Raw genomic sequence first — 21225 nt, forward strand, 5'->3', positions numbered from 1 at the left:
TTAAAATAATGAATTTATAATTTCTTTTATAGTAATCCCTTCAGCTTCTGCTTTGTAGTTCTTTACAATTCTGTGTGATAAAATAGGAATGGCTACCGCTTGCACATCTTCTATATCTGGAGAATACTTTCCATGTACTGCTGCATGTGCTTTAGCTGCTAAAATTAAGTTTTGAGAGGCTCTAGGACCTGCTCCCCAGTCTATATATTTTTTGATTAACTCGATTGCTTTATCTGAATTAGGACGTGTTTTCCCAACTAAATTTACCGCATATTCAATTACATTATCTGCTACAGGAATTTTACGAATCAATTTTTGAATTGCTATAATTTCTTCTGAAGAAAAAATTGCATTCACTTTTTCTTCAGCTATTGAGGTAGTATTTTTTACGACTTGTACTTCTTCTTCAAAACTTGGATATTCCAAGTTAATTGAAAACATAAAACGGTCTAATTGTGCTTCTGGTAGTGGATACGTTCCTTCTTGCTCAATTGGGTTTTGCGTAGCTAACACAAAAAATGGCAATTCTAACTTATAGTGATGTCCTGCAATAGTTACCGATTTTTCTTGCATAGCCTCTAATAATGCGGCTTGTGTTTTAGGAGGTGTACGGTTTATCTCATCGGCTAAAATGATGTTTGAAAAAATTGGCCCTTTTATAAATTTAAAATGACGTGTTTCATCTAAAATTTCACTTCCTAAAATATCAGAAGGCATTAAATCAGGTGTAAACTGAATTCTACTAAAATTTAATCCTAAGGCGTTTGAAATTGTATTTACTAACAAAGTTTTTGCCAACCCAGGTACTCCTATTAATAACGAATGTCCTCCACAAAAAATTGATAGTAATGTATAATTTACAGCTTCTTGTTGCCCTATTATAACCTTACCTATTTCTTGTTGTAGTTGGCTGTACTTTTGTACCAATGTGTTTACTGCAGTTACATCAGACATAAACTAATTTTCTTTATTCTAGATTTATTACAAGTTTTTATAAAATGAAATTCCCGCTTTCGCGGGAATGACAATATACTAAATTTATTACTTCTTATTTATTTTCTTTCTTCCAATCTTTTTTGAAAGTACAATCTTTGTAATCGTTTCCTAACTTCAAATACGTTTCTTGTATTTTTTGCTTTGTCCATTTAGCAATCTCTTCTTCTTTCTTTTTAGCTAAAGCAAATTGTTGCATTCTTACATAATCTTTAACTAAATCAGCTGTATGATTATCTGTTTTGTCTGTCATTAAGATTACTCCATACATTTTTTCTCCTTCACGTGTTTCATCGTAAAAAATATCCGATAAATCTCCTTTGTTTAATTCACTAATTCTTGGATATAACTCTGGAGGCATTCTTGTTAACTCAAAAGAAGGTTCTTGTGTATATGGGTTCATAATTAAACCTCCACTATTTTTAGTTTCTTCATCTTCCGAATACTTTGCTACAGCCTCTTCAAATGTAATTTTACCTTCTTTTATCTCTGCTACAATTTTTTCTATTTCTTCTTTAGTTTCCTGTAATTTTTCATCAGAAATTTGAGGCTGCATTAAAATATGAGATACTTCTCGTTGATTACCTTTAACTTTATGTAATTGAATAATATGATATCCAAATGCTGATTTAATAGGCTCAGAAATTTGATTTACATCTAACGAAAAAGCAGTTTCTTTAAACTCTTTAATGAACGGACTGTCTTTTGTAATCACATATTTCCCTCCATTTTGAGCCACTCCTGGGTCTTCAGAGTTAATAATCGCTTTTAACTTAAAACTTGCTCCGTTTTCAATCTCTTTTTTAATTTCTTTAAGTTTGTTTACAACACGATCTACTTCTTCTTGAGTAGGTTCTGCTTTTAATATTAATTGATTTAATACTACTTCAGCCGGAATTTCAGGAAGTTCTCCTTTCTCCTCTAAACCTTTAAAATATAATCTAATTTCTTCTGGAGTAACATCAACGTCCTCTGTAATTTTTTGTTGCTCTTTTTCTATTAACAAGTTTTCTTTTTGAACTCTAGCTAATTCTTTCTTTAAATCTTCGATATCGTTAAAACCATACGCTTCAACTACTTTTTCTTCACTTCCATATTCTTGCGTAAAAAAAGCAATACTTCTATCTACTCTTCCATCTATTTCAGCTTGAGACACTACTACACTATCAATTACAGCATGGTGTGCTAACAATTTTTGTTGCATTAATTCTTCAAGCATTTCGCAGTTAGAAATCTTCACTTTCCCTTCACTTCTTAACTCTACTTCTTGCTTAAATTTATCAATATCAGAATCTAAAACAATGTTTTCACCTACCACAACGGCTACTCCGTCTATTTTTTCTTGTGCGTTTAAGGTTGTTAAACCTGCTAAAAACAAGGCAAATGCTATACTAGTATTCTTTAAAATTTTTGTTTTGGATTGCATCATTTATTAGTGTTTTTTCAATATCTCGTATTAATTCTAATTTTCTTTTATGTAAAATAATTTGCTTAATTCTAGGACTAACATAGCTTAAAGGAGCTGTTGCGTTCTTAGGCAAAATATTTTTTACAGCGACCAAATATACTCCTAAAGTATCTTCTTTTTGTATGAATTTTGATATTTTTAACAAGTTTTCCTTTGATTCATTACGAAAAGGAGGTATTTTTTTCTTTAAATAATCAAAAGTTACCCAAGTTGAATCTTGTAAACGGTATGATTTGAAGTTTAACAAATGTCTTTCTAAATCTACTTTATCTTCTTCTTTTTCTGATTTAAACTGTGCTATGGTTTCCTTTTTATCTAAAAACTTTTTACCAAAGTTTACATACTCAAACTGTAATAACTCTTCATTTGTTTTGAAGTTTTCTTTGTTCTCTTCATAATATAACGCTATTTCTTCTTCACCTACAACGGTGTCTAATTGCTGTTTTATTAATCGTTCTTTGTAACCATTTATGTATAAACTTTTTTTATAATCGTTTACTAAGCCTTCAATCTGTTCACTATTTACTTCTGATATATTTTCTTCAGCTTTTATATATAACAATTCTTGTTTAGCCCATGAATTGATAATTCCTTTAACAAGTACTAAACTATCTTTTTTAGAAAGGTTTTTAGGTAATAGCCCTTTAATATCCTTTTTATATAAATGCTTGTTATAAACTGTGGCTATAGGTTTATCTTCTCTTGTTTTTTCTTTCTTTAAACTAACAAGGTCACATGAAACTATACTAATTAATATTATTAGAAAAATATATTTCTTCACTTTATACTATTGGTTATATGTTTTCTTTAATTTTCTTAAAACCTTTTCTTTTACTTTAATAGTGTTCTTTTTTCTTAAATCTTTAATCCATTCTTTTTCCAACTCATCTTGATAATCGCTTATCACCTGACCTCTAATTTCATCAAGTTCTTTGCCATATTTATTTTTATGAGATAAATAGAATTTATTCAGTCCAACCTCATCAATTGATGCTTTGTGCCAAATTTTATCTTCCATTAAATCAAACAATAGCAACCCTTCTTTATATTCTTGTAGAATGTTTTTATACTCAGAATCCTTATTTCCTAGATCTTCTTTGAAGTAATTTATCACTTTTGTATTTACAAACTCTTTAAATAATTTTTGATCTACTTGCTGATTTTTAGAGGTCGCAAACATAAATAAATCTTTTTGCAACCATTCTTTTTTATTAATAGAAAGTACGGTATCTTCTAACTTTTTATTCTTTATAGAACCTTTAAAGATTTTGATTGCTTCAGGGTACTCTTTTATTTTATAATTCTTTTTTACCTTTTCTAAACCTCCATTTCTTAAAGCTTTAACCCTACTTGAGTTTTTTATTCTTGTTGTTAGCTCCTCTTTCATTTCTTCAAAAGAAGTTACTGGGTAATTTTTTAACAGCTTTACTATGTGCCAACCATACTTTGTTTTAAAAGGCTTACTGTAATCTCCTATTTTTTCAAGCTTTAACACCTCATTTTCAAAACTCTCCACCATTTTTCCAGTTCTAAATTTTGGTAGCTTTCCTCCTTTATTTGCAGAACCTATATCATCTGAATATTCTTTTGCTAATTTTTCAAAAGAAGCTCCAGATTTTAAAAGTTGATAAATATCTTCAATTTTAGACTTCCCTTTCACTGAATTTACCACCAAAATATGTGCTACTTCAAACTCCCCTTTAGATAATCTACTTCCTGTTACTTTTATGATGTGGAGTCCGAATTTGGTTTGAAAAGGCTCAGAAATTTCTCCTACTCTTGTATTATACGCTACATTTTCAAAAGGATATATCACTTGAAAAGCAGAAAAGTACCCTAAATTCCCCCCATTTACTTTAGCAGACGGATCCTCAGAAACTTCTCTTGCAACTTTAGCAAAATCTTCCCCTTGTAATATCCTACTTCTGTATCTGTCAATTTTACTTTTTAAAAACGAGGTATCAACAGCTATTCCATCACTAGGGTATTTTACCAAAATATGACTCGCTTTAATTTCTGTCTTGGTACGGTTATAGGCTTCCTTTACCAATTCATCAAGTGTCTCTTTATCGTATAAGTATGGAATGATGAGTTGGTTTTTATACATTTCCAGCTCTTCTTGATACCCTTTTACAGTATCTAACTGTAAACTATAAGCCTCTTTTACTTTTAGTTTATAATTGATGAACAGCTCTAAATAATCATCTAAATCATTTCCTTTTTCATCTTCTACCAAAGACAAATTCTTTTCATACACTTGCTTAAACTCCGAAACTAATACTGGAGTATCATTAATCCGAAACAATTCCTGATCTCTTTGTGAAAAAGTTGAAAGAATCGTACAAAAAACAGCTAGTATGAAAAGTAGTTTTTTCATGCTATAAATTTACAAAGAAATAATGCCTTTTATAACCTCTGCTTTTTTATAATAAGAAATAACTTCATCAGAACTTTTAACCGTTAAATGTATTGAAACACTAACATATTTACCTGTTTTAGATTTTTTAGTGTCAATAACAGCTCCACCTTCATTAAATAAATCTTGCACTTCTTGCACTTGATTACCATCTGTAGGAACTATAAACTTGTATAAGTATTTAGCCGGAAAAGTTGTAGTGTCTTCTAACTGTGATTTTAATTTTGCGTAAAAAGCCTCTCTATCTTGCATAACTCAATAATTACTGTTTTATTAAAAATCATCAAAAAATATAGAATTTATAATGATGAAGCACAAAATTACACTATTTATTATATTTATAACTTGAAACTTTTATTTTTGCCTCATGCAACAAAAAATAGTTTTAATAGGTGGTCCTGGCACGGGTAAATCCTCAATTTTAAGAGAATTTATTAATCGTGGATATGAATGTATGCAAGAGATTTCAAGAGAGGTTACGCTAAAAGCTCAAAAAGATGGGATTGACCAACTTTTTTTAGAGCAACCTTTACTATTTAGTCAACTTTTATTAGAAGGTCGAGAACAACAGTACATTGATGCACACCAAAGCGATGCTGAAATTATCTTTTTCGATAGAGGAATTCCTGATGTACATGCCTATATGAATTATTTAGGATCTGATTTCCCTGATATTTTCATAGAAAAAAGTAATAAATACCTCTACTCTAAAGTGTTTATGTGTGCTCCTTGGGAAGACATTTATAAATCCGATAACGAACGTTACGAAACTTTTGAGCAATCGGTGAAGATTGATGTCTTTTTAAAAGAAGCTTACGAAGAAATAGGCTATAATATTATTGATGTTCCTTTTGGAACAGTACAAGAGCGTTGCGATTTTATTTTACATGCGTTAAAGCACGATGTATGATACAGCTCTTCAAATACTAAAACACTACTGGGGTTTTAACTCTTTTAGAGAGCCTCAACAAAAAATAATTACTGAAGTTTTAGCTGGTAACAATATCGTTGCTTTACTTCCTACTGGTGGAGGTAAATCTATTTGTTTTCAAGTACCTGCATTGGTTAAAGAAGGAGTTTGTATTGTTATTTCTCCTTTAATAGCACTCATGCAAGATCAAGTTACAAACCTCGAATCAAAAGGAATTAAAGCTACTTTAATCCCTTCAGGAAGCACACAAGACGAAATTATTACGCTTTTTGATAACATCCGTTTTGGGAAAACTAAATTTTTATACCTTTCTCCTGAACGATTACAATCTCGCTTTATCCAAGAGAAAATTAAGCAACTGCAAGTCAATTTAATTGCTATAGATGAAGCGCATTGTATTTCTGAATGGGGACATGACTTTCGCCCTTCATATCAGAATATTACAATTTTGAAGGAACTTCAACCCTCATCTCCTATAATTGCTTTGACTGCCACAGCTACGCAAAAAGTAATTACAGATATTACTGAATCATTAGAATTAGAAAGCCCAACTGTTTTTAAGCAGTCGTTTTTTCGTAAAAATTTAGCATATCAAATTTTTAAAACGGAAGATAAACTTAGTAAGCTGAACCAGATCTTTACCAAAACGAAAGCTCCTGCAATTATATATGTAAATACACGTAATAAGACAAAAGAAATTAGTAGCTATCTTAATGCACAAGGTTTTAAAAGTTCCTTTTACCATGGTGGATTATCATCCGTAGAAAAAAAGCTTGCTTTTGATAATTGGATGCAAGAAAAAACACCCATAATTGTTGCTACCAATGCTTTTGGAATGGGAATTGACAAACCCAATGTTCGAGTAGTAGTACATATCAATTTACCCTCTTCTATCGAGAATTATATACAAGAGGCTGGTCGTGGCGGTCGTGATGGTAATAAATCTTTTTCTGTAGTATTAACTAACAATAGCGATATTACGCTAAGCAGCGAACTCCTTAAAAAATCATTACCTACTGTTGACGAAATAAAAATTGTTCATCAAAAATTATATCAGCATTTTCAAATTGCCAAAGGAGAATTCATTGAATCGGCTTTTGACTTTAATTTTTTAGATTTTTGTAGTAAATACAGTTTTGTTCCTAACAAAACCTTTAACGCACTTCAAATACTAACTAATAATGGAATTATAGAGCTCAATCATAATTTCCAGCAAAAGTCTACTGTTCAGTTTTTAGCTTCGAGTAAACAAATCATTTCTCAAACACATCAAAACATACAGCTTAAAAATTTTATTCAGCAAGTTTTACGCATGTATGGAGGGATATTTGAAAACCCTGTAAAAATTGATGAATTCTATATCGCTAAAAAACTAGGCTCAACCTCTTGGTCTGTTATTAGTATGTTAGAAAAACTGGCTCAAGAAGAACTAATTACCTATACAAAATCAACCAACAATGCTGAATTGTTCTTTTTGCATCCTAGAGAAGATGATAAAACGATTAACCGAATTTCAGTAAACATTAAGCAATACATTAAACAAAAAGAACAAAAAAACACTGATTTACTTCAATTTATTGAAAACGACGCAGTTTGCAGAAGCATACAGCTTCTTTCCTATTTTAATGAACATGATGCTCAAAACTGTGGAATCTGTGATGTTTGTTTACAAAAGAAAATAAGAATTAATGTAAATCAGCAAGATCTATTATCTCTATTCAAAGATGGAAAAAGCTTTACAGTTATTGAAATCTGCTCAATTCTAAACGAAAAAGAAGCGAACATTTTAATACTTTTGCGAGAGCTACTTGCTGAAGAAAAAATACACACAAATAACAATAAATACTATTTGATATAAATGAGAGATTTACGTATTGTTTTTATGGGAACTCCAGATTTTGCTGCTACTATTTTACAACACTTAGTAGAAAATGATTATAATGTTGTGGGAGTTATTACTGCGGCAGACAAACCTGCTGGTAGAGGTCGTAAGCTAAATCAGTCTGCGGTAAAAAAATATGCGTTGTCTCAAAACTTGCCTATTCTTCAACCTACTAACCTAAAAAGTGAAGAGTTTCAAGAAGAATTAAAAAAGTGGGACGCCAACTTACAAATAGTAGTAGCTTTTAGAATGTTACCAAAATCGGTTTGGGCAATGCCTGAATATGGCACTTTTAATTTACATGCTTCGTTATTACCTGAGTATCGTGGAGCCGCTCCTATTAACTGGGCAATCATTAATGGCGAAACAAAAACTGGAGTTACCACTTTCTTTATTGATGATAAAATTGATACTGGTGAAATTATCCTACAAAGTGAGGTTGAGATTACAGAAGATGAAATTGTAGGTGAGTTACACGACAAACTAATGTATTTAGGTGCCAATTTAGTTGCTGAAACAATCGATTTAATCTCAAAAGGAGATGTAGTAACCACAAAACAACCAGAACTGGAAGAAAAATCGGCTCCGAAACTATACCCTGACAACTGTAAAATTGATTGGACAAAACCTTTAAATGCTATTTATAACCATATCCGCGGATTAAATCCATATCCTGCTGCATGGACAACTATTATAAATGGTGATGATGAAGTTTCTGCCAAAATTTATGGTGCATCAAAAGAAAATACTTCTCATACTTTTGAACATGGAACAATCATTACAACAAAAAAAGAGTTAAAAGTAGCTGTTACAGATGGTTACTTAAACATCCATCAAATTAAAATTTCAGGTAAAAAATTGATGGACGCTCAGAGTTTATTAAATGGTTATCAGTTTGAAGAAGGAGCTAAAATGCTGTAGCCCTTTATTTATAAGGTTTAGCGATTTTAACAAAAAAACAATTAGGGTTATTAACAATTCAAGATAACTTATTAACAAAAGAGTGTTTTTTTTAGGGCAAATCTTGCACAATCCCGCATTCCGTCTATATTTGTTGAGCTATTGAAGCAAAAAAATATTAATTAATTTTTAAAATCTATTAAAATTATGAACAAATCAGATTTAATCGATGCGATGGCTGCTGATGCAGGAATTTCAAAAGCTGCTGCTAAAGCTGCATTAGATTCTTTAACTGCTAACGTAACTAATACTTTAAAGAAAGGTGATAAAGTTGCTTTAGTTGGATGGGGAACTTGGTCTGTTTCTAAGAGAGCTGCTAGAACTGGTAGAAACCCTCAAACTGGAAAAGAAATCAAAATTGCTGCTAAAAACGTAGTTAAATTTAAAGCTGGTGCTGGTTTAAGTGACTCTGTAAACTAATATCCTCCTCAAGACATATCACAACAGCATTTAGGCAACTAAATGCTGTTTTTTTTATCTCTAGTGTCACAAAAAACATACAGCTATTGTCTTTAAAATAGAACTTAAAATTATTATACAATGAAAAATATAGCCACTCTTATCGTACTGCTATTTTGTTTCTCAACCACTTTTGCTCAAAAAACCATAAATGCATCTGAAATTATTGAAGATGTAAAAAATGGTAAAGCTGTAACCATTTCAAATGCTACAATTAAAGGCACATTAGATTTTACTTTTATGGAAGAAGCACTCCCTAAACTTCCTACCAGAAAAACTTGGTGGAACAATGGTGGAACTAACACTATTGAAAAACAAATTTCCAATAAGGTTTCATTTATAAACTGTGTTTTTGAAGATGATGTATTAGCCTATATTCCTGATGAAAAAAGTGGATATACTTTTGTTGCTAATTTTGAAGACTTAGTAATTTTCAAAAACTGCACCTTTGAACAAAAAGCAATGTTTAAATATTCTGACTTTGAGAAAAACACAGACTTTTCTGGCTCTAAGTTTAAAGGAGATTCTACTTTTAAATATGCTAAGTTTAACAGAGATATTTCTTTTAAAAATACCTTATTTGAAGAACCATCTACTTTTAAATACGCTAATTTTAAGCGTTTTGTAAGTTTTGAAAACTCAGTATTTAACGAAAGTGCTATTTTTAAATATACTGATTTTAAAGACGGTGTATCGTTTAGAAACGTTAAGTTTGAAGAAGACTTAAACATAAAATATACCAAAGTATCAGGTGAATTTGATATAACAGGTATGGAGGTAGCTTTTGATATTGATTCAAAATACACTAAAATAAACGGCAAAAGTTTTAACAAATACTTACTAAAAAAATAATTTGAAAAAACTTTCATTCAAAGCAAAACTCGTAATAAAAATTACGAGTTTTTGCTTTTTAAAAATTTAGGTTGCCTTTCATAACTAATTATAGTAACTTAGTACATAACTTCTTACCCTCAAAAAAACTACTAATGGAGTCCAGAAACCATTTAAAAACGGGGTAAATCCGAAAAACCAAACGAGTAGGAACTAAATCTTTAAATTATGCCAAAGTATGTTATTGAGCGAGAGCTCGAAGGAGCTGGTGGCTTAGCGCCTGAGCAATTAAAAGAAATCTCACAAACCTCTTGTAATGTTTTAGAAGAATTAGGACCAAAAATTCAATGGGTACATAGTTATGTTACAGGTAATAAAATATATTGTATCTATAATGCTCCTAATGAATCAAAAATCCGTGAGCACGCTGAAAAAGGTGGTTTTCCTTTAACAAAAATCAGTAAAGTTGCAACGATTATTGATCCTATCACTGCAGAATAACTGAAATTAACTCTTCTACTTTCTTTAATTAAACAATTAACAAAAGCCTTATTATTTATAAGGCTTTTCTTATTAAGAAACATTCTTTTTGTTTAATTTTTAAAATATACTATATTAGTTATCAACAATATAGACATTAAATAACGATTAGAGATTCTTATTAAATGAAACCAAACGCTGTAAAAATTGTACAAATTAATAATGAAATCACTGCTAAATATAACGATGAGTATTTTGCTGTTTGTTGGATTAAAGAAGAAGTAAAAAATATTGAAATAAATCACATTTTATATCAAAATGTGTCCAATTCAATTTTTTTTCTCGATCCTAAATACCAATGGAAAATATCTAATAATAATCATACAACTAATTCTGGTTATGTTTTATTTCTTTCAAATGAAATATTAAACAATCCTATGTTGAGCAATCTCCATATTAATAAAGTTCGATTATTTAATTCAGGTGAAATTCCGCTATTTAAACTTAGCCCTGGTATTGAAAAAAGAATACAAGCCATCCTAGAAATGATTGACGAACTTTTAGGATCACACCTTAACCACAAAGACGACGCTATTTTATCGCTTTTAAACACTTTTTTTGTGTATTGTGACGGACAATGTAACATCAAATCTATTGCTTCAAATAACAACGCTAAAACTAATATTGTTTACAATTTTAAAAAACTAGTAGACAAATACATTTTTCAACATCATGAAGTGACAGATTATGCTAGTCTTTTAAATATTTCTCCAAAGTACTTAAACGAATGTGTACAAGAAGTTTTAAGTGTAAAGCCCAAAAGTATTATTATCGAACAACTTTTAATGAGGTCTAGATATTCTTTAAAATTTTCAAACAAATCCGTAAAAGAAATTAGTTTTGAATTAGGTTTTTCCTCTCCTGATTATTTTAGTTACTTCTTTAAAACGCATACAGGAACGAGTCCCTCTCTCTTAAGAAAAACTAACTAAGCGTAAAACCTAAGTAATTACCGTGATTTTCACATTGTTAACCTACAATTTGTGATTTAAATTGCAGAAAAACTAAATCATGGACAGAAAGAATTTTATTAAAACTTCTGGAATAGGGTTAGCATTTGCTCTATTTCCGGGAATACTTCAGGGGCAAACATCTATTTCAAAAAAACATTCTTCAAATGATACTAATTCTAAAATTATTAAAGATTCTGAAGGAGATATTTTAAATGTTATTGGCGACATACAAACTCATAAATTGGTGGGTAGTGATACAGGAAACCAAATTGTAGAATGGGTAGATAATGTTGAACCAGGGGTTGGAATTCCACCTCACATTCATACCAAAGAAGATGAAATATTTAGAGTTATAAAAGGTGAAGTAGCTATTATGGTTGACGGAAAAACTACCATTTTAAAAGAAGGCGATATTGCTTTTGCTCCAAAAAACATTCCACATTCTTGGAAGGTGGTTGGAACAGAAAAAGCTAAAATGATAACCTCAGCATTTCCTGCTGGTATAGAACATATGTTTAGAGAGTTAGCAAAGCTTCCTGCAGGTCCTCCTGATTTAAAAAAAGTAACTGAAATTTGTGGTAACCACGGAATTCAATTTGTATAATCCATAACAACAACTAAAATTAATTACTACAACCTTACATAAATACATGCAAGGTTTTTCTTTTTTAAAAAAATATTTGATATATCAAACAAAATTATATATTTGCTTGATATATCAAGCAAAATGAATTTCAATACACCAACCACAACAGTACTATACTCTATTGAGGAAGCTATAAAAGCATATCGAAAACTAAGTCAACATAATATCTCAGAAGTTGTGCCTGATATTACTGTAGATCAGGGCTTAATTTTATTGTTACTTGAAAATAATGATAAATCTCAAACTGAAATTGCCGATTTGGTTTTTAAAGACTACGCTTCAATGACACGAATTGTAAAGTTGATGATTAAAAAAGATTATCTAGTAAAATCAACAGACAATCAAGACAAACGAAAAGCTAAGTTAGAAATTACAGAAAAAGGAAAAGAAATCATCAAAAAATTAAAGCCTGTAATACAAAAAAATAGAGAAACTGCCTTAAATACCATTTCTGTTGAAGAGCTAGAACAACTCTATAAAACCTTAAAAAAAATAACTAAAAATTGTAATTCATAAAATGAAGAAATTAACCTATCTACTAGTACTCGTAATTACTTTTTCTTGTATAAAGAAAAAAACTACACCTATTAAAGATCAAAAAATAACACAAATAGCTAACTATTTAGATTCTTTAGATGGATTTAGCGGTACTGTCCTAATAGCTAAAAATGACAGCATATTATTAAAAAAAGCATACGGATATGCTCATTTAGGACACAAAGTAAAGAACAATACTAAAACTAAGTTTTCTTATGCTTCTATTGGAAAATCATTCACTGCTGTTGCTATATTTCAATTAATACAAAAAGGAAAATTATCCTTACAAGATAATATTGGAAAGCACCTTCCTAATTATGCTAATAAAGTAGCAAAAGATTCTGTAACTATTGAACTATTACTAAAACATAGAAGTGGGTTACCAAACTATTTTCATTCAGAAAAATTCTTGAACACCTCAAAAGAACAATTCAGAACTTTAGAAAGCCTTACAAACTTATACGAAAATGAACCTTTAGAGTTTAAACCAAATGAACAATTTGCTTATAGAAACACCAATTATATTATTCTTGGTAGAATTATAGAAGCAGTTACAAAAATGCCTTATGAAAAATATATAGAAGAACATATTTTTTCAATAGCAAAAATGAAAAATACTAGCAATTATGATATTGATCTCACTATTGAAAACGCAGCTGAAAATTATACACTATCAGATATTTTTCCTAACCAATTACAGAAAACCATTTTTATGGGGGCTGTAAAAGGTGGACCTGCTGGCGGTGGTTACTCTAACGTAGATGATTTATATCAATTCTCTACTGCATTTAAAAATAACGAGCTACTAAATGTTAAATATACCGATATGATGAAAAAAGAACCAGAAGGTGATTGGTATGGGTATGGAATGCAGTTTGCGGGCGCTAAAGGCTCTGGAATTTACGGACATAGTGGCGGACATTATGGTACAGGTGCTGAATGGCGAATTTTTGAAAAGCAAAACTACACTGTTATACTTTTAACTAACAAAGATTTAGATCAAGGTTTTTTTGACGCTCGCTTTTTTATAGAGAAAACTATTTCAGGTACCACACCTAAGCTAGATAATTACTTTTTTACTAAAGAAATAACTAAAACTTGTATAGATAAAGGGCTTGAACAAGCTAAAAATACGATTAAAAACTCAAACTTTAAGCTGTCTGAAATTAACTTAAATACTAAAGGTTATGAAATGATTAAAAGAGGTTTTTATAAAAAAGCTATTGATTTATTTACTCTTGAAGTATTCTCATTTCCTAAATCATATGATGCATACGATTCTTTAGGAGAAGCATATATGAAAGATGGACAAACGAAAAAAGCTATTGAAAATTATCAAAAAAGTTTAGACCTGAATCCTGATAATACAAATGCAGTAGAGAAACTAAAAAAACTAAAATCTGTTTAATTGTAATTAAATGAAATACTTCACTATTCTACTCATACTAATTACAACGGTAACTTTTGCCCAACAAAAGACAACGTTAGAAAGTTATATGGATGCTCAAGCAAGCATTAATAATTTTTCAGGAACTGTATTAGTTACCAAAAAAGATGCTGTTTTACTTAAAAAAGCATACGGTTTAGCCGATTATGAATGGAAAACTCCTAATACAATAGATACTAAATTTAGTTTGGCTTCCGTATCAAAACAATTTACCGCAGTTGCTATTATGCAATTAATAGAAAAAAGAAAAATATCGCTTGAAGATAAACTTAGTAAGTACTATCCAGGTTTCCCAAAAGGAAATCAGATTACGATAAAAATGATGTTGACTCATAACGCTGGTTTTCAAATGGATTATGACGAGTTGTACCTTGCTAAAACATCTATAAATAAAGATTCTGTTGCAAACTATATTATGCAAAAACCACTTTTATTTAAACCTGGTTCTAACACATCATATAGTAATATTGGTTATTACTTACTTGCGCGAATTATTGAAAAAGTTTCCAATCAATCATATGCAACATATCTCAAAACAAATCTGTTTGATAAAACTAAAATGTACAATACAGGTGTAAGTACTAATGATTCAATAGTTATAAAATCTGCTAAAAGCTATTATAAAAAGAACGGTAAACTCATAAAAAACCCATACATAAACTGGAATTTCAATATTGGGCATGATGGAATCTACTCTACTGTAGAAGATTTATATCTCTGGAATAAAGCATTGTTTAATAGTACTATTTTACTAAACGAAACCTCTAAAAAGAAGATGTTTACATCGTATAATGATCAAAGTTTTGGGTTTGGTTTAATGATTAATCCTTTTTACAACCAAAATCGTGAATTAATTGCTCATGATGGAGGTTTTTATGGTGCTATGACTTCTTTTAATAAATATACGGATGATGATGTTTTTATTACCGTTTTATCTAACAATCAATCTCCTTCGTATTTAATTGCCTACGCACTTGCTGCAATTTGTTTTGACAAACCAGTTGAACTCCCGTACAAACATCAACAAGTTAAAATAGATACTACAATATATAACGAGTATGTTGGTAAATATGAAAACATTACTATTCTAAAAAGGAATGGAAGGTTATACTATAATGATTACGAATTATTACCAGAATCGGAGGTTAAGTTTTTTCGTTCTGATAATAATGACAGAACTGTTGAATTTATTAAGAACAAAAAAGGAAAAGTTACTCAAATTATAACTAGAAAAGCTGGTGTTCCAGAAATTAAAAAGAAAACTAATTCATAAAAAAAACTCCGCTTTTCAGCGGAGTTTTTCTTATTCTTCTTCGTCATTAAATGACGTATTTTTCTTTTCTTTTTTACTTCCTTCATAGAGTTCGTACTTTACAAAACGACAATCTAAATCAGCATTCTTAAGCGGAATTCTTTTCGAGGTTCGTAAACCTACATGCTTTAAAGCTTGAATATCCGACGTAATTAACCACGCTGTTGAATTCGGGTAATTATTCTTTAAGGTATCTCCTATTTTTCTATAAAACTCTTCTACATCAATATTTAAACGCTCACCATAAGGAGGATTGAACAAAATTGTAGTTTTACCAAAAACCTCTTTTTTAGAGTTAAAGAAATTTACATGGTGTACACCTATAAACTCATCTAAATTTGCATTTATAATGTTTTGTTGCGCTTTTCTAACTGCCGAAGGAGCCTTATCAAAGCCCATTATTTTAAAATGTGAACTTCGTATTTTTTTCAACAACGAATCTTGAATAACAAAGTATAAATCTTCATCATAATCCTTCCAATTTTCAAAAGCAAAATGTTTACGATTAATATTTGCAGGAATCTGATTCGCAATCATCGCTGCTTCAATTAAAATAGTTCCTGATCCACACATCGGGTCAATAAAATTCTCTTCTCCTTTATATCCTGAAAGCAAAATTAATCCAGCTGCTAACACCTCATTAATCGGCGCAATATTTGTTGCACTTCTATAACCACGCTTATGTAACGATTCACCCGAAGAATCTAACGAAATGGTTAACCACTCTTTATGAATATGAATATGAACTTTAACATCAGGGTATTTTAAATCTACATTCGGACGCTTTTTATACTTATGCATAAAATAATCGGCAATGGCATCCTTCGATTTTAAACTGATGTAATGTGAGTTAGAAGTAAAATTATTCGAGTTTACTACCGCTCCTATAGCAAAGGTTCCATCAACATCTAAAAAACGTTCCCATTTTACACGTTGAATAGCCTCATATAAATCTTCTTCATCAAAAATTTTACTGCGTTTAATTGGTTTTAAAATACGAATAGCAGTACGTAACGCAATATTGGCTTTATACATAAACCCTTTATCTCCTCTAAAAGCAACGCTTCTTATTCCTTCTTTCACTTCCATTGCTCCTAACTGACGTAATTCGTCTGCTAAAACACCTTCTAAACCTGCCATGGTAATGGCGGTCATTTTAAAATCTTTTTCCATGTAACTGTAAAATTTCATTGCAAAAGTACAGCTAATTTTGGGTTGTTATCAATCTTTTCTACTTTGAATATAAAAAACGTAAGTTTTATGTATTTTTGCAGACCTTAGAGTTATGAATACAACAACAGATTGGTTTACTTCTTGGTTTAACACACCATACTATCATATTTTATACAAGCATAGAAACGATGCCGATGCACAGTTTTTCATGCGAAACATTACTTCTTTTTTACAATTACCTAAATTGAGTCGTATTGCTGATTTACCTTGTGGTAAAGGACGTCATGCAGTGTACTTAAACTCCTTAGGCTATGATGTTGTGGGAGGTGATTTAAGTGAAAACAGCATTGAACATGCCAAACAATTTGAAAATGACACACTTCATTTTGAAGTTTGGGATATGCGAAAGCCTATTGAAAGTAAATACGATGCTGTGTTTAATCTTTTTACCAGTTTTGGTTATTTTGAAGATGATAATGAAGACATTGCTGTTTTAAAAAGTATTAAAAACGGATTGAAAGAAGACGGTGTATTTGTTTTGGACTTCTTAAATGTTGAAAAAGTAAAAAACACGTTAGTAAAAGAAGAAGTAAAAATTATTGACGATATTGAATTTCACATAAAAAAAGAAATCAAAGACGGATTTATCTTAAAACATATTTCTTTTACTGCTGAAGGAAAATCGCATTTGTATACCGAACGCGTAAAATTCTTAACTTTAGAAAAATTGCAATCGTACTTTGATAAAGTGAATTTGCAAGTAATACATATTTTTGGCGACTATAGCCTGAATAAATTCAATTCACAATCTTCTGATCGTTTAATTATTGTTGCCAAATGAGTTACTTCTTATTAATTTCAGCCGTTTTATTAGGTTTTTTGTTAGTTTTTATGCTAAAACCAAGTAATAACTTCGTTCGTTTGTTATTAGCTTTTAGTGGTGCTTACCTACTTTCTGTTACTATTTTACATTTATTACCAGAAGTATACCATCATACCGATAACACTAAACTAGTAGGTATTTTAATTCTTGTTGGAATTATTATACAGTCGATATTAGAATCTTTTTCTAAAGGTGCTGAACACGGACATATACATTTACACTCAGACTCTTCCGAATTTCCTTGGATGCTCTTTGTAAGTTTATGTATTCATGCTTTTTCTGAAGGACTACCTATTCATCATGCAGATGATAATTTATTGTGGGCAATCATCGTACATAAAATTCCAATTGCAATTGTTTTAACTACCTTTTTATTACACGCTAAATATTCGAAAAAAACAATCTTTTTCTTTTTAACGGTATTTGCATTGATGAGTCCGTTAGGAATTTTAGTTGCTGATAAAGTACCTGTAATTATGGAGTATAACACTGAAATTACTGCCTTAATTATCGGAGTATTTTTACATATTTCAACTATTATCCTTTTTGAAAGTACTGAAAACCACAAATTCAACTACAAAAAATTCGCAGCCATTATTTTAGGAGTACTGTTAACTATTTTCACGATGCACCAACCCCATTGAGAAAGCTGGTAAACAAACTGCTAAATACTCACAAGGCTCTGTAAAAGGATTAGAATACTGTACACGTACATTCTTTTCAATTTTGATGGATTGCCCTGCTTCTAGCACCATGATTTCACCATCAATATTGAATTGTTTTTTTCCTTTAATAATGTAAGTATACTCTTCAAATTCTGGAGTTTGAAAAGGCTCGCTCCACCCTGCAGGAGCTATCATATGTGCAATACTTACTTTTGAGTTTCCATCAGTAGCATTTCCAAAATGTTCTTCGATTAATTTTCCGTCGGTAGTTGGCACTACAAACGGACTTTTTTGAATGGTATATTTTTTACTCATCTTGTTTTATTTTTAAGTTCTCAGCTTCCCAAATTGGTAAAAGATTTCTTTTAACACTTTTAAACCTCTCTGGCATGTTTTTAAAAGGAGTTACAACAAAGGTAAAACTGTTATCGGCACTAAACCTCCAATAATTTTCTTTGAACGCTCCATCTTCTGTTTCAACATTCCAATCAGGAATATTAATTAAAGAGAATTCTTTGGTTTCTTTATTAAAATCTAGCGCAAAATCTCTTAATACATTTTCAGAAGGATACTTCAATGTAATTTTTGCGTTTAAACTACCCTTATCACTAACATATAAAGTACATGATTTTGATGGATAGCTTTCTATTTCTTTCCTCCAGTTTCTTGCTACCACTTTTTTTAGCTCTGAACTAACTTGCATAGTATCTGCTTCATTCGCTATAAGTGCAAATATGTTTTCTTGAACTATAGTTATTGTTTGCTCTTTTGGGTTTATAGTAACAGTTGTTTTCTCCGCTCCTATTCTACTATTTTCTCCAAAGAAAACTCCCAGCACAAAAAATGCTATTTTTATTACTTCCATCTTTTAAAAATTACATAGCTATTATTAATTAAAAAGCCGAAACATCTGTTTCGGCTTCGAATATTTTAGTTAAACCAAATAGTAAATGATTTAATTTTGGCTAAATCTGGAATTTGTTCTTTGGTTACTTTTTGAGTGCTAAATTCTTTTAAACCTAAATCTTCATTATCAATCGTAATTGTTGCATTTAAATCATCAATAAATAAGGTTGCTGATGAAAATGATGACTCTACTTTACTCACTTTAGTATTTGCATTAATTTCTTGAAAAGTAGATTTTATATTTACTCCTGATTTTGTTTTAAAACGATCATCAAAAATTTCGATACTCTTAATTGTTGATGTAGAGTCTAACTGCTCTTTTGGGGTGATGGTTAACAAATGTTTTCCTCCTTTTTCATACACTAAATATTTATCATCTTCTTGAAAAAGATTATCTCCTTTAGCTCCTTCACTTAAAACTTTTACTACTGAATCTTGCTTGAAAATACCTTCAATTTCTTGCACAGTTGTTTTAGTAGTTAGCTCCCCTACTTTTCCTTTAGCGATATCAAATTTACTATTGCCACATTGTACAAATACTATTGCCATTATAGCAACTGCTAAAGGTTTCATTAATGTTCTCATTGTTCTTCTTTTATATTTAAAACGTCTATTTTTCTTATTTGTTATTTTATTACCTTCTTTAAAATTCCGAAAGCAGCACGAATAAATGTAGCACTTGTTAACACCTTTACAACTGGGTTCATACGTGTGCTAGTTCGGCTTGAAGAGGTTCTTCTTCTTGTCTTGTCCTCCTCTTCTCTTTTTGCTTCTTCTTCCTCTTCTTTATTTATCTTTTCAATTTTCTTATTTAATATTTCATAAGCACTTTCTCTATCTAAAGTATCATTGTACTTAGGTATTAATTTAGAATTATCTAATACTTGTTTAATTTCCTTTTCTGTTAACACATCCATTCTACTCATGGGTGCACGCAACATGGTTCGTGCTAATGGAGTTGGAATTCCTTTTTCATTTAATACAGAAATCAACGCCTCACCTATTCCCAACTGTGTTAATACTTCTTTAGTATCGTAATATTCAGAATCTGGATAATTTTCTGCTGCTAATTTAATTGCTTTTCTATCTTTGGCTGTAAATGCACGTAAAGCATGCTGAATTTTCATTCCTAATTGTGCCAGTACATCCTCTGGAACATCTTTTGGATTTTGTGTTACAAAATACAATCCTATTCCTTTAGATCGAATTAATTTTACGATACTTTCTATTTGACTTAGCAATGCTTTTGAAGCTTCATCAAATACTAAATGAGCTTCATCTATAAAAATCACCAATTCTGGTCGACCACTATCTCCTTGCTCTGGAAAAGTTTCATATACCTCTGCTAATAACTGTAGCATAAAGGTTGAAAACAGTTTTGGTCTATCTTGTATGTCTGTTAATCGTAATACAGAAATAACACCACGTCCATTTTCATCAATACGGGTTAAATCGTCAACATCAAATGATTTTTCTCCGAAGAATAAATCACCTCCTTGTTGCTCTATTTCAACAATTTTTCTAAGAATTGCTCCTGTACTTGCGGTAGAAATTCGTCCATACTCTCCTTGAATTTCTTCTTTCCCTTCATTGGTTATATATTGAAGGATTTTCTTAAAATCTTTTAAATCTAATAACGGTAATTGGTTATCATCACAATATTTAAAAATAATCGCTACAATTCCAGATTGTGTTTCAGTCAAATCTAAAATACGTGATAATAAAACAGGTCCAAATTCAGAAACTGTAGCACGTAAACGAACTCCGTTTTGTTCTGAAATTGATAAAATTTCAATTGGAAATTTTGTTGGAGTAAATGGTATTCCTATTTTTTCGTGGCGTTCATCAATCTTAGCATGCCCAGGGCTTGGTTGCGCTAGTCCACTTAAGTCTCCTTTTACATCCATTAACAATACAGGAATTCCTTTTTCTGACATGTTTTCTGCCAACACTTGCAAGGTTTTTGTTTTTCCTGTTCCTGTTGCTCCAGCTATTAATCCGTGACGATTTAAAGTTTTTAAAGGTATGTTTACCAAGGCATTGGTTACAGTTTCTTCACCTAGCATTCCTGCTCCTAACGTAATAAACTCTCCTTTTGTTGTATAGCCTTCTTTGATGTAATTGAAAAACTCTTGGGTTTTACTCATTATTTTTGATCTTTTTTGTGATAAAAACACGTAAAAGTAACAAAAATCATTCATTAATTTTTAATGTTGCCTATCT

Annotated in this window: 23 protein-coding genes; 13 read left to right on the forward strand and 10 right to left on the reverse strand. The window is 30.5% G+C overall.

Features of this window, described 5'->3' with window-relative positions; all coding sequences use genetic code 11:
* The 5 genes from N534_RS0111185 to N534_RS0111205 form a co-directional block, all read right to left on the reverse strand.
* The gene (locus N534_RS0111185) at positions 1-954 is read right to left on the reverse strand and encodes a MoxR family ATPase (protein WP_028892574.1); all 954 of its coding nucleotides are present in this window, start codon (positions 952-954) and stop codon (positions 1-3) included.
* A gap of 94 nt (positions 955-1048) precedes the next feature.
* Positions 1049-2422 (reverse strand): peptidylprolyl isomerase, encoded by a 1374-nt coding sequence (locus N534_RS0111190; protein WP_231517322.1) that lies wholly within the window; start codon positions 2420-2422, stop codon positions 1049-1051.
* Positions 2385-3242, reverse strand: coding sequence for a hypothetical protein (locus N534_RS0111195; protein ID WP_028892576.1), 858 nt, complete (start codon positions 3240-3242; stop codon positions 2385-2387). The genes N534_RS0111190 and N534_RS0111195 overlap by 38 nt, the downstream gene beginning before the upstream one ends.
* Before the next feature lie 6 nt (positions 3243-3248).
* Positions 3249-4838, reverse strand: a complete 1590-nt coding sequence (locus N534_RS0111200; RefSeq protein WP_028892577.1) for a peptidylprolyl isomerase — start codon at positions 4836-4838, stop codon at positions 3249-3251.
* A 9-nt stretch (positions 4839-4847) separates the two neighbouring features.
* Positions 4848-5129: a DUF493 family protein gene (locus N534_RS0111205; RefSeq protein ID WP_028892578.1), complete on the reverse strand. Its 282-nt coding sequence runs from the start codon at positions 5127-5129 to the stop codon at positions 4848-4850.
* Positions 5130-5244: 115 nt separating this feature from the next.
* On the opposite strand from N534_RS0111205, the gene N534_RS0111210 reads away from it, so the two are divergent.
* From N534_RS0111210 to N534_RS0111260, 11 genes are all read left to right on the forward strand, one after another.
* A complete protein-coding gene (locus tag N534_RS0111210) occupies positions 5245-5787 on the forward strand; it encodes an AAA family ATPase (RefSeq protein WP_028892579.1) in 543 nt (180 codons plus the stop codon).
* Positions 5780-7666 (forward strand): ATP-dependent DNA helicase RecQ, encoded by a 1887-nt coding sequence (locus N534_RS0111215; protein ID WP_028892580.1) that lies wholly within the window; start codon positions 5780-5782, stop codon positions 7664-7666. Before N534_RS0111210 ends, N534_RS0111215 begins: the two co-directional genes overlap by 8 nt.
* Positions 7667-8611: a methionyl-tRNA formyltransferase gene (gene fmt / locus N534_RS0111220; RefSeq protein WP_197017716.1), complete on the forward strand. Its 945-nt coding sequence runs from the start codon at positions 7667-7669 to the stop codon at positions 8609-8611.
* A gap of 186 nt (positions 8612-8797) precedes the next feature.
* Positions 8798-9070 carry an HU family DNA-binding protein gene (locus tag N534_RS0111225; RefSeq protein WP_028892582.1) on the forward strand — a complete coding sequence of 91 codons (273 nt, stop codon included), beginning with the start codon at positions 8798-8800 and terminating at the stop codon, positions 9068-9070.
* 120 nt (positions 9071-9190) lie between these two features.
* Positions 9191-9961: a pentapeptide repeat-containing protein gene (locus N534_RS0111230; RefSeq protein WP_028892583.1), complete on the forward strand. Its 771-nt coding sequence runs from the start codon at positions 9191-9193 to the stop codon at positions 9959-9961.
* A gap of 207 nt (positions 9962-10168) precedes the next feature.
* Positions 10169-10441, forward strand: a complete 273-nt coding sequence (locus tag N534_RS0111235; RefSeq protein ID WP_028892584.1) for a DUF4242 domain-containing protein — start codon at positions 10169-10171, stop codon at positions 10439-10441.
* Between the two features lie 164 nt (positions 10442-10605).
* Positions 10606-11412: an AraC family transcriptional regulator gene (locus tag N534_RS0111240; RefSeq protein ID WP_028892585.1), complete on the forward strand. Its 807-nt coding sequence runs from the start codon at positions 10606-10608 to the stop codon at positions 11410-11412.
* 79 nt (positions 11413-11491) lie between these two features.
* Positions 11492-12037, forward strand: coding sequence for a cupin domain-containing protein (locus tag N534_RS0111245; protein WP_028892586.1), 546 nt, complete (start codon positions 11492-11494; stop codon positions 12035-12037).
* 123 nt (positions 12038-12160) lie between these two features.
* Positions 12161-12595 (forward strand): MarR family winged helix-turn-helix transcriptional regulator, encoded by a 435-nt coding sequence (locus N534_RS0111250; RefSeq protein WP_028892587.1) that lies wholly within the window; start codon positions 12161-12163, stop codon positions 12593-12595.
* A gap of 1 nt (position 12596) precedes the next feature.
* Positions 12597-14024 (forward strand): serine hydrolase, encoded by a 1428-nt coding sequence (locus N534_RS14735; RefSeq protein WP_051435911.1) that lies wholly within the window; start codon positions 12597-12599, stop codon positions 14022-14024.
* 10 nt (positions 14025-14034) lie between these two features.
* Positions 14035-15336 carry a serine hydrolase gene (locus N534_RS0111260; protein WP_028892588.1) on the forward strand — a complete coding sequence of 434 codons (1302 nt, stop codon included), beginning with the start codon at positions 14035-14037 and terminating at the stop codon, positions 15334-15336.
* A 30-nt stretch (positions 15337-15366) separates the two neighbouring features.
* Here the strand turns inward: N534_RS0111260 and N534_RS0111265 are convergent, their stop codons facing one another.
* Positions 15367-16548 carry a class I SAM-dependent RNA methyltransferase gene (locus N534_RS0111265; RefSeq protein WP_028892589.1) on the reverse strand — a complete coding sequence of 394 codons (1182 nt, stop codon included), beginning with the start codon at positions 16546-16548 and terminating at the stop codon, positions 15367-15369.
* Between the two features lie 112 nt (positions 16549-16660).
* On the opposite strand from N534_RS0111265, the gene N534_RS0111270 reads away from it, so the two are divergent.
* Both N534_RS0111270 and N534_RS0111275 read left to right on the forward strand, forming a co-directional pair.
* Positions 16661-17389 carry a bifunctional 2-polyprenyl-6-hydroxyphenol methylase/3-demethylubiquinol 3-O-methyltransferase UbiG gene (locus N534_RS0111270; RefSeq protein ID WP_028892590.1) on the forward strand — a complete coding sequence of 243 codons (729 nt, stop codon included), beginning with the start codon at positions 16661-16663 and terminating at the stop codon, positions 17387-17389.
* Positions 17386-18075 (forward strand): ZIP family metal transporter, encoded by a 690-nt coding sequence (locus N534_RS0111275; protein ID WP_028892591.1) that lies wholly within the window; start codon positions 17386-17388, stop codon positions 18073-18075. The genes N534_RS0111270 and N534_RS0111275 overlap by 4 nt, the downstream gene beginning before the upstream one ends.
* Here N534_RS0111275 and N534_RS0111280 read toward each other — a convergent pair.
* From N534_RS0111280 to N534_RS0111295, 4 genes are all read right to left on the reverse strand, one after another.
* Positions 18043-18411: a cupin domain-containing protein gene (locus N534_RS0111280; protein WP_028892592.1), complete on the reverse strand. Its 369-nt coding sequence runs from the start codon at positions 18409-18411 to the stop codon at positions 18043-18045. The two genes, N534_RS0111275 and N534_RS0111280, sit on opposite strands and share 33 nt — an antisense overlap.
* Positions 18404-18961 carry a hypothetical protein gene (locus N534_RS0111285; RefSeq protein WP_028892593.1) on the reverse strand — a complete coding sequence of 186 codons (558 nt, stop codon included), beginning with the start codon at positions 18959-18961 and terminating at the stop codon, positions 18404-18406. The genes N534_RS0111280 and N534_RS0111285 overlap by 8 nt, the downstream gene beginning before the upstream one ends.
* A gap of 65 nt (positions 18962-19026) precedes the next feature.
* Entirely contained in the window at positions 19027-19587 is a 561-nt protein-coding gene (locus N534_RS0111290; protein ID WP_028892594.1) for a hypothetical protein, read from the reverse strand.
* 41 nt (positions 19588-19628) lie between these two features.
* Positions 19629-21149, reverse strand: coding sequence for a helicase HerA-like domain-containing protein (locus N534_RS0111295; protein ID WP_028892595.1), 1521 nt, complete (start codon positions 21147-21149; stop codon positions 19629-19631).
* Positions 21150-21225: the final 76 nt, after the last annotated feature.

The organism is Tenacibaculum sp. 47A_GOM-205m (assembly GCF_000518405.1).
GTDB classification, from domain to species: Bacteria; Bacteroidota; Bacteroidia; order Flavobacteriales; family Flavobacteriaceae; genus Polaribacter; species Polaribacter lutimaris.

Excerpts from the sequence above, each read along its gene's own strand:
- N534_RS0111185 (WP_028892574.1), bottom strand. The coding sequence starts at position 954 with ATGTCTGATGTAACTGCAGTAAACACATTGGTACAAAAGTACAGCCAA.
- N534_RS0111190 (WP_231517322.1), bottom strand. The coding sequence starts at position 2,422 with ATGATGCAATCCAAAACAAAAATTTTAAAGAATACTAGTATAGCATTT.
- N534_RS0111200 (WP_028892577.1), bottom strand. The coding sequence starts at position 4,838 with ATGAAAAAACTACTTTTCATACTAGCTGTTTTTTGTACGATTCTTTCA.
- N534_RS0111205 (WP_028892578.1), bottom strand. The coding sequence starts at position 5,129 with ATGCAAGATAGAGAGGCTTTTTACGCAAAATTAAAATCACAGTTAGAA.
- N534_RS0111210 (WP_028892579.1), top strand. The coding sequence starts at position 5,245 with ATGCAACAAAAAATAGTTTTAATAGGTGGTCCTGGCACGGGTAAATCC.
- N534_RS0111215 (WP_028892580.1), top strand. The coding sequence starts at position 5,780 with ATGTATGATACAGCTCTTCAAATACTAAAACACTACTGGGGTTTTAAC.
- fmt (WP_197017716.1), top strand. The coding sequence starts at position 7,667 with ATGAGAGATTTACGTATTGTTTTTATGGGAACTCCAGATTTTGCTGCT.
- N534_RS0111225 (WP_028892582.1), top strand. The coding sequence starts at position 8,798 with ATGAACAAATCAGATTTAATCGATGCGATGGCTGCTGATGCAGGAATT.
- N534_RS0111230 (WP_028892583.1), top strand. The coding sequence starts at position 9,191 with ATGAAAAATATAGCCACTCTTATCGTACTGCTATTTTGTTTCTCAACC.
- N534_RS0111235 (WP_028892584.1), top strand. The coding sequence starts at position 10,169 with ATGCCAAAGTATGTTATTGAGCGAGAGCTCGAAGGAGCTGGTGGCTTA.
- N534_RS0111240 (WP_028892585.1), top strand. The coding sequence starts at position 10,606 with ATGAAACCAAACGCTGTAAAAATTGTACAAATTAATAATGAAATCACT.
- N534_RS0111245 (WP_028892586.1), top strand. The coding sequence starts at position 11,492 with ATGGACAGAAAGAATTTTATTAAAACTTCTGGAATAGGGTTAGCATTT.
- N534_RS0111250 (WP_028892587.1), top strand. The coding sequence starts at position 12,161 with ATGAATTTCAATACACCAACCACAACAGTACTATACTCTATTGAGGAA.
- N534_RS14735 (WP_051435911.1), top strand. The coding sequence starts at position 12,597 with ATGAAGAAATTAACCTATCTACTAGTACTCGTAATTACTTTTTCTTGT.
- N534_RS0111260 (WP_028892588.1), top strand. The coding sequence starts at position 14,035 with ATGAAATACTTCACTATTCTACTCATACTAATTACAACGGTAACTTTT.
- N534_RS0111265 (WP_028892589.1), bottom strand. The coding sequence starts at position 16,548 with ATGGAAAAAGATTTTAAAATGACCGCCATTACCATGGCAGGTTTAGAA.
- N534_RS0111270 (WP_028892590.1), top strand. The coding sequence starts at position 16,661 with ATGAATACAACAACAGATTGGTTTACTTCTTGGTTTAACACACCATAC.
- N534_RS0111275 (WP_028892591.1), top strand. The coding sequence starts at position 17,386 with ATGAGTTACTTCTTATTAATTTCAGCCGTTTTATTAGGTTTTTTGTTA.
- N534_RS0111280 (WP_028892592.1), bottom strand. The coding sequence starts at position 18,411 with ATGAGTAAAAAATATACCATTCAAAAAAGTCCGTTTGTAGTGCCAACT.
- N534_RS0111285 (WP_028892593.1), bottom strand. The coding sequence starts at position 18,961 with ATGGAAGTAATAAAAATAGCATTTTTTGTGCTGGGAGTTTTCTTTGGA.
- N534_RS0111290 (WP_028892594.1), bottom strand. The coding sequence starts at position 19,587 with ATGAGAACATTAATGAAACCTTTAGCAGTTGCTATAATGGCAATAGTA.
- N534_RS0111295 (WP_028892595.1), bottom strand. The coding sequence starts at position 21,149 with ATGAGTAAAACCCAAGAGTTTTTCAATTACATCAAAGAAGGCTATACA.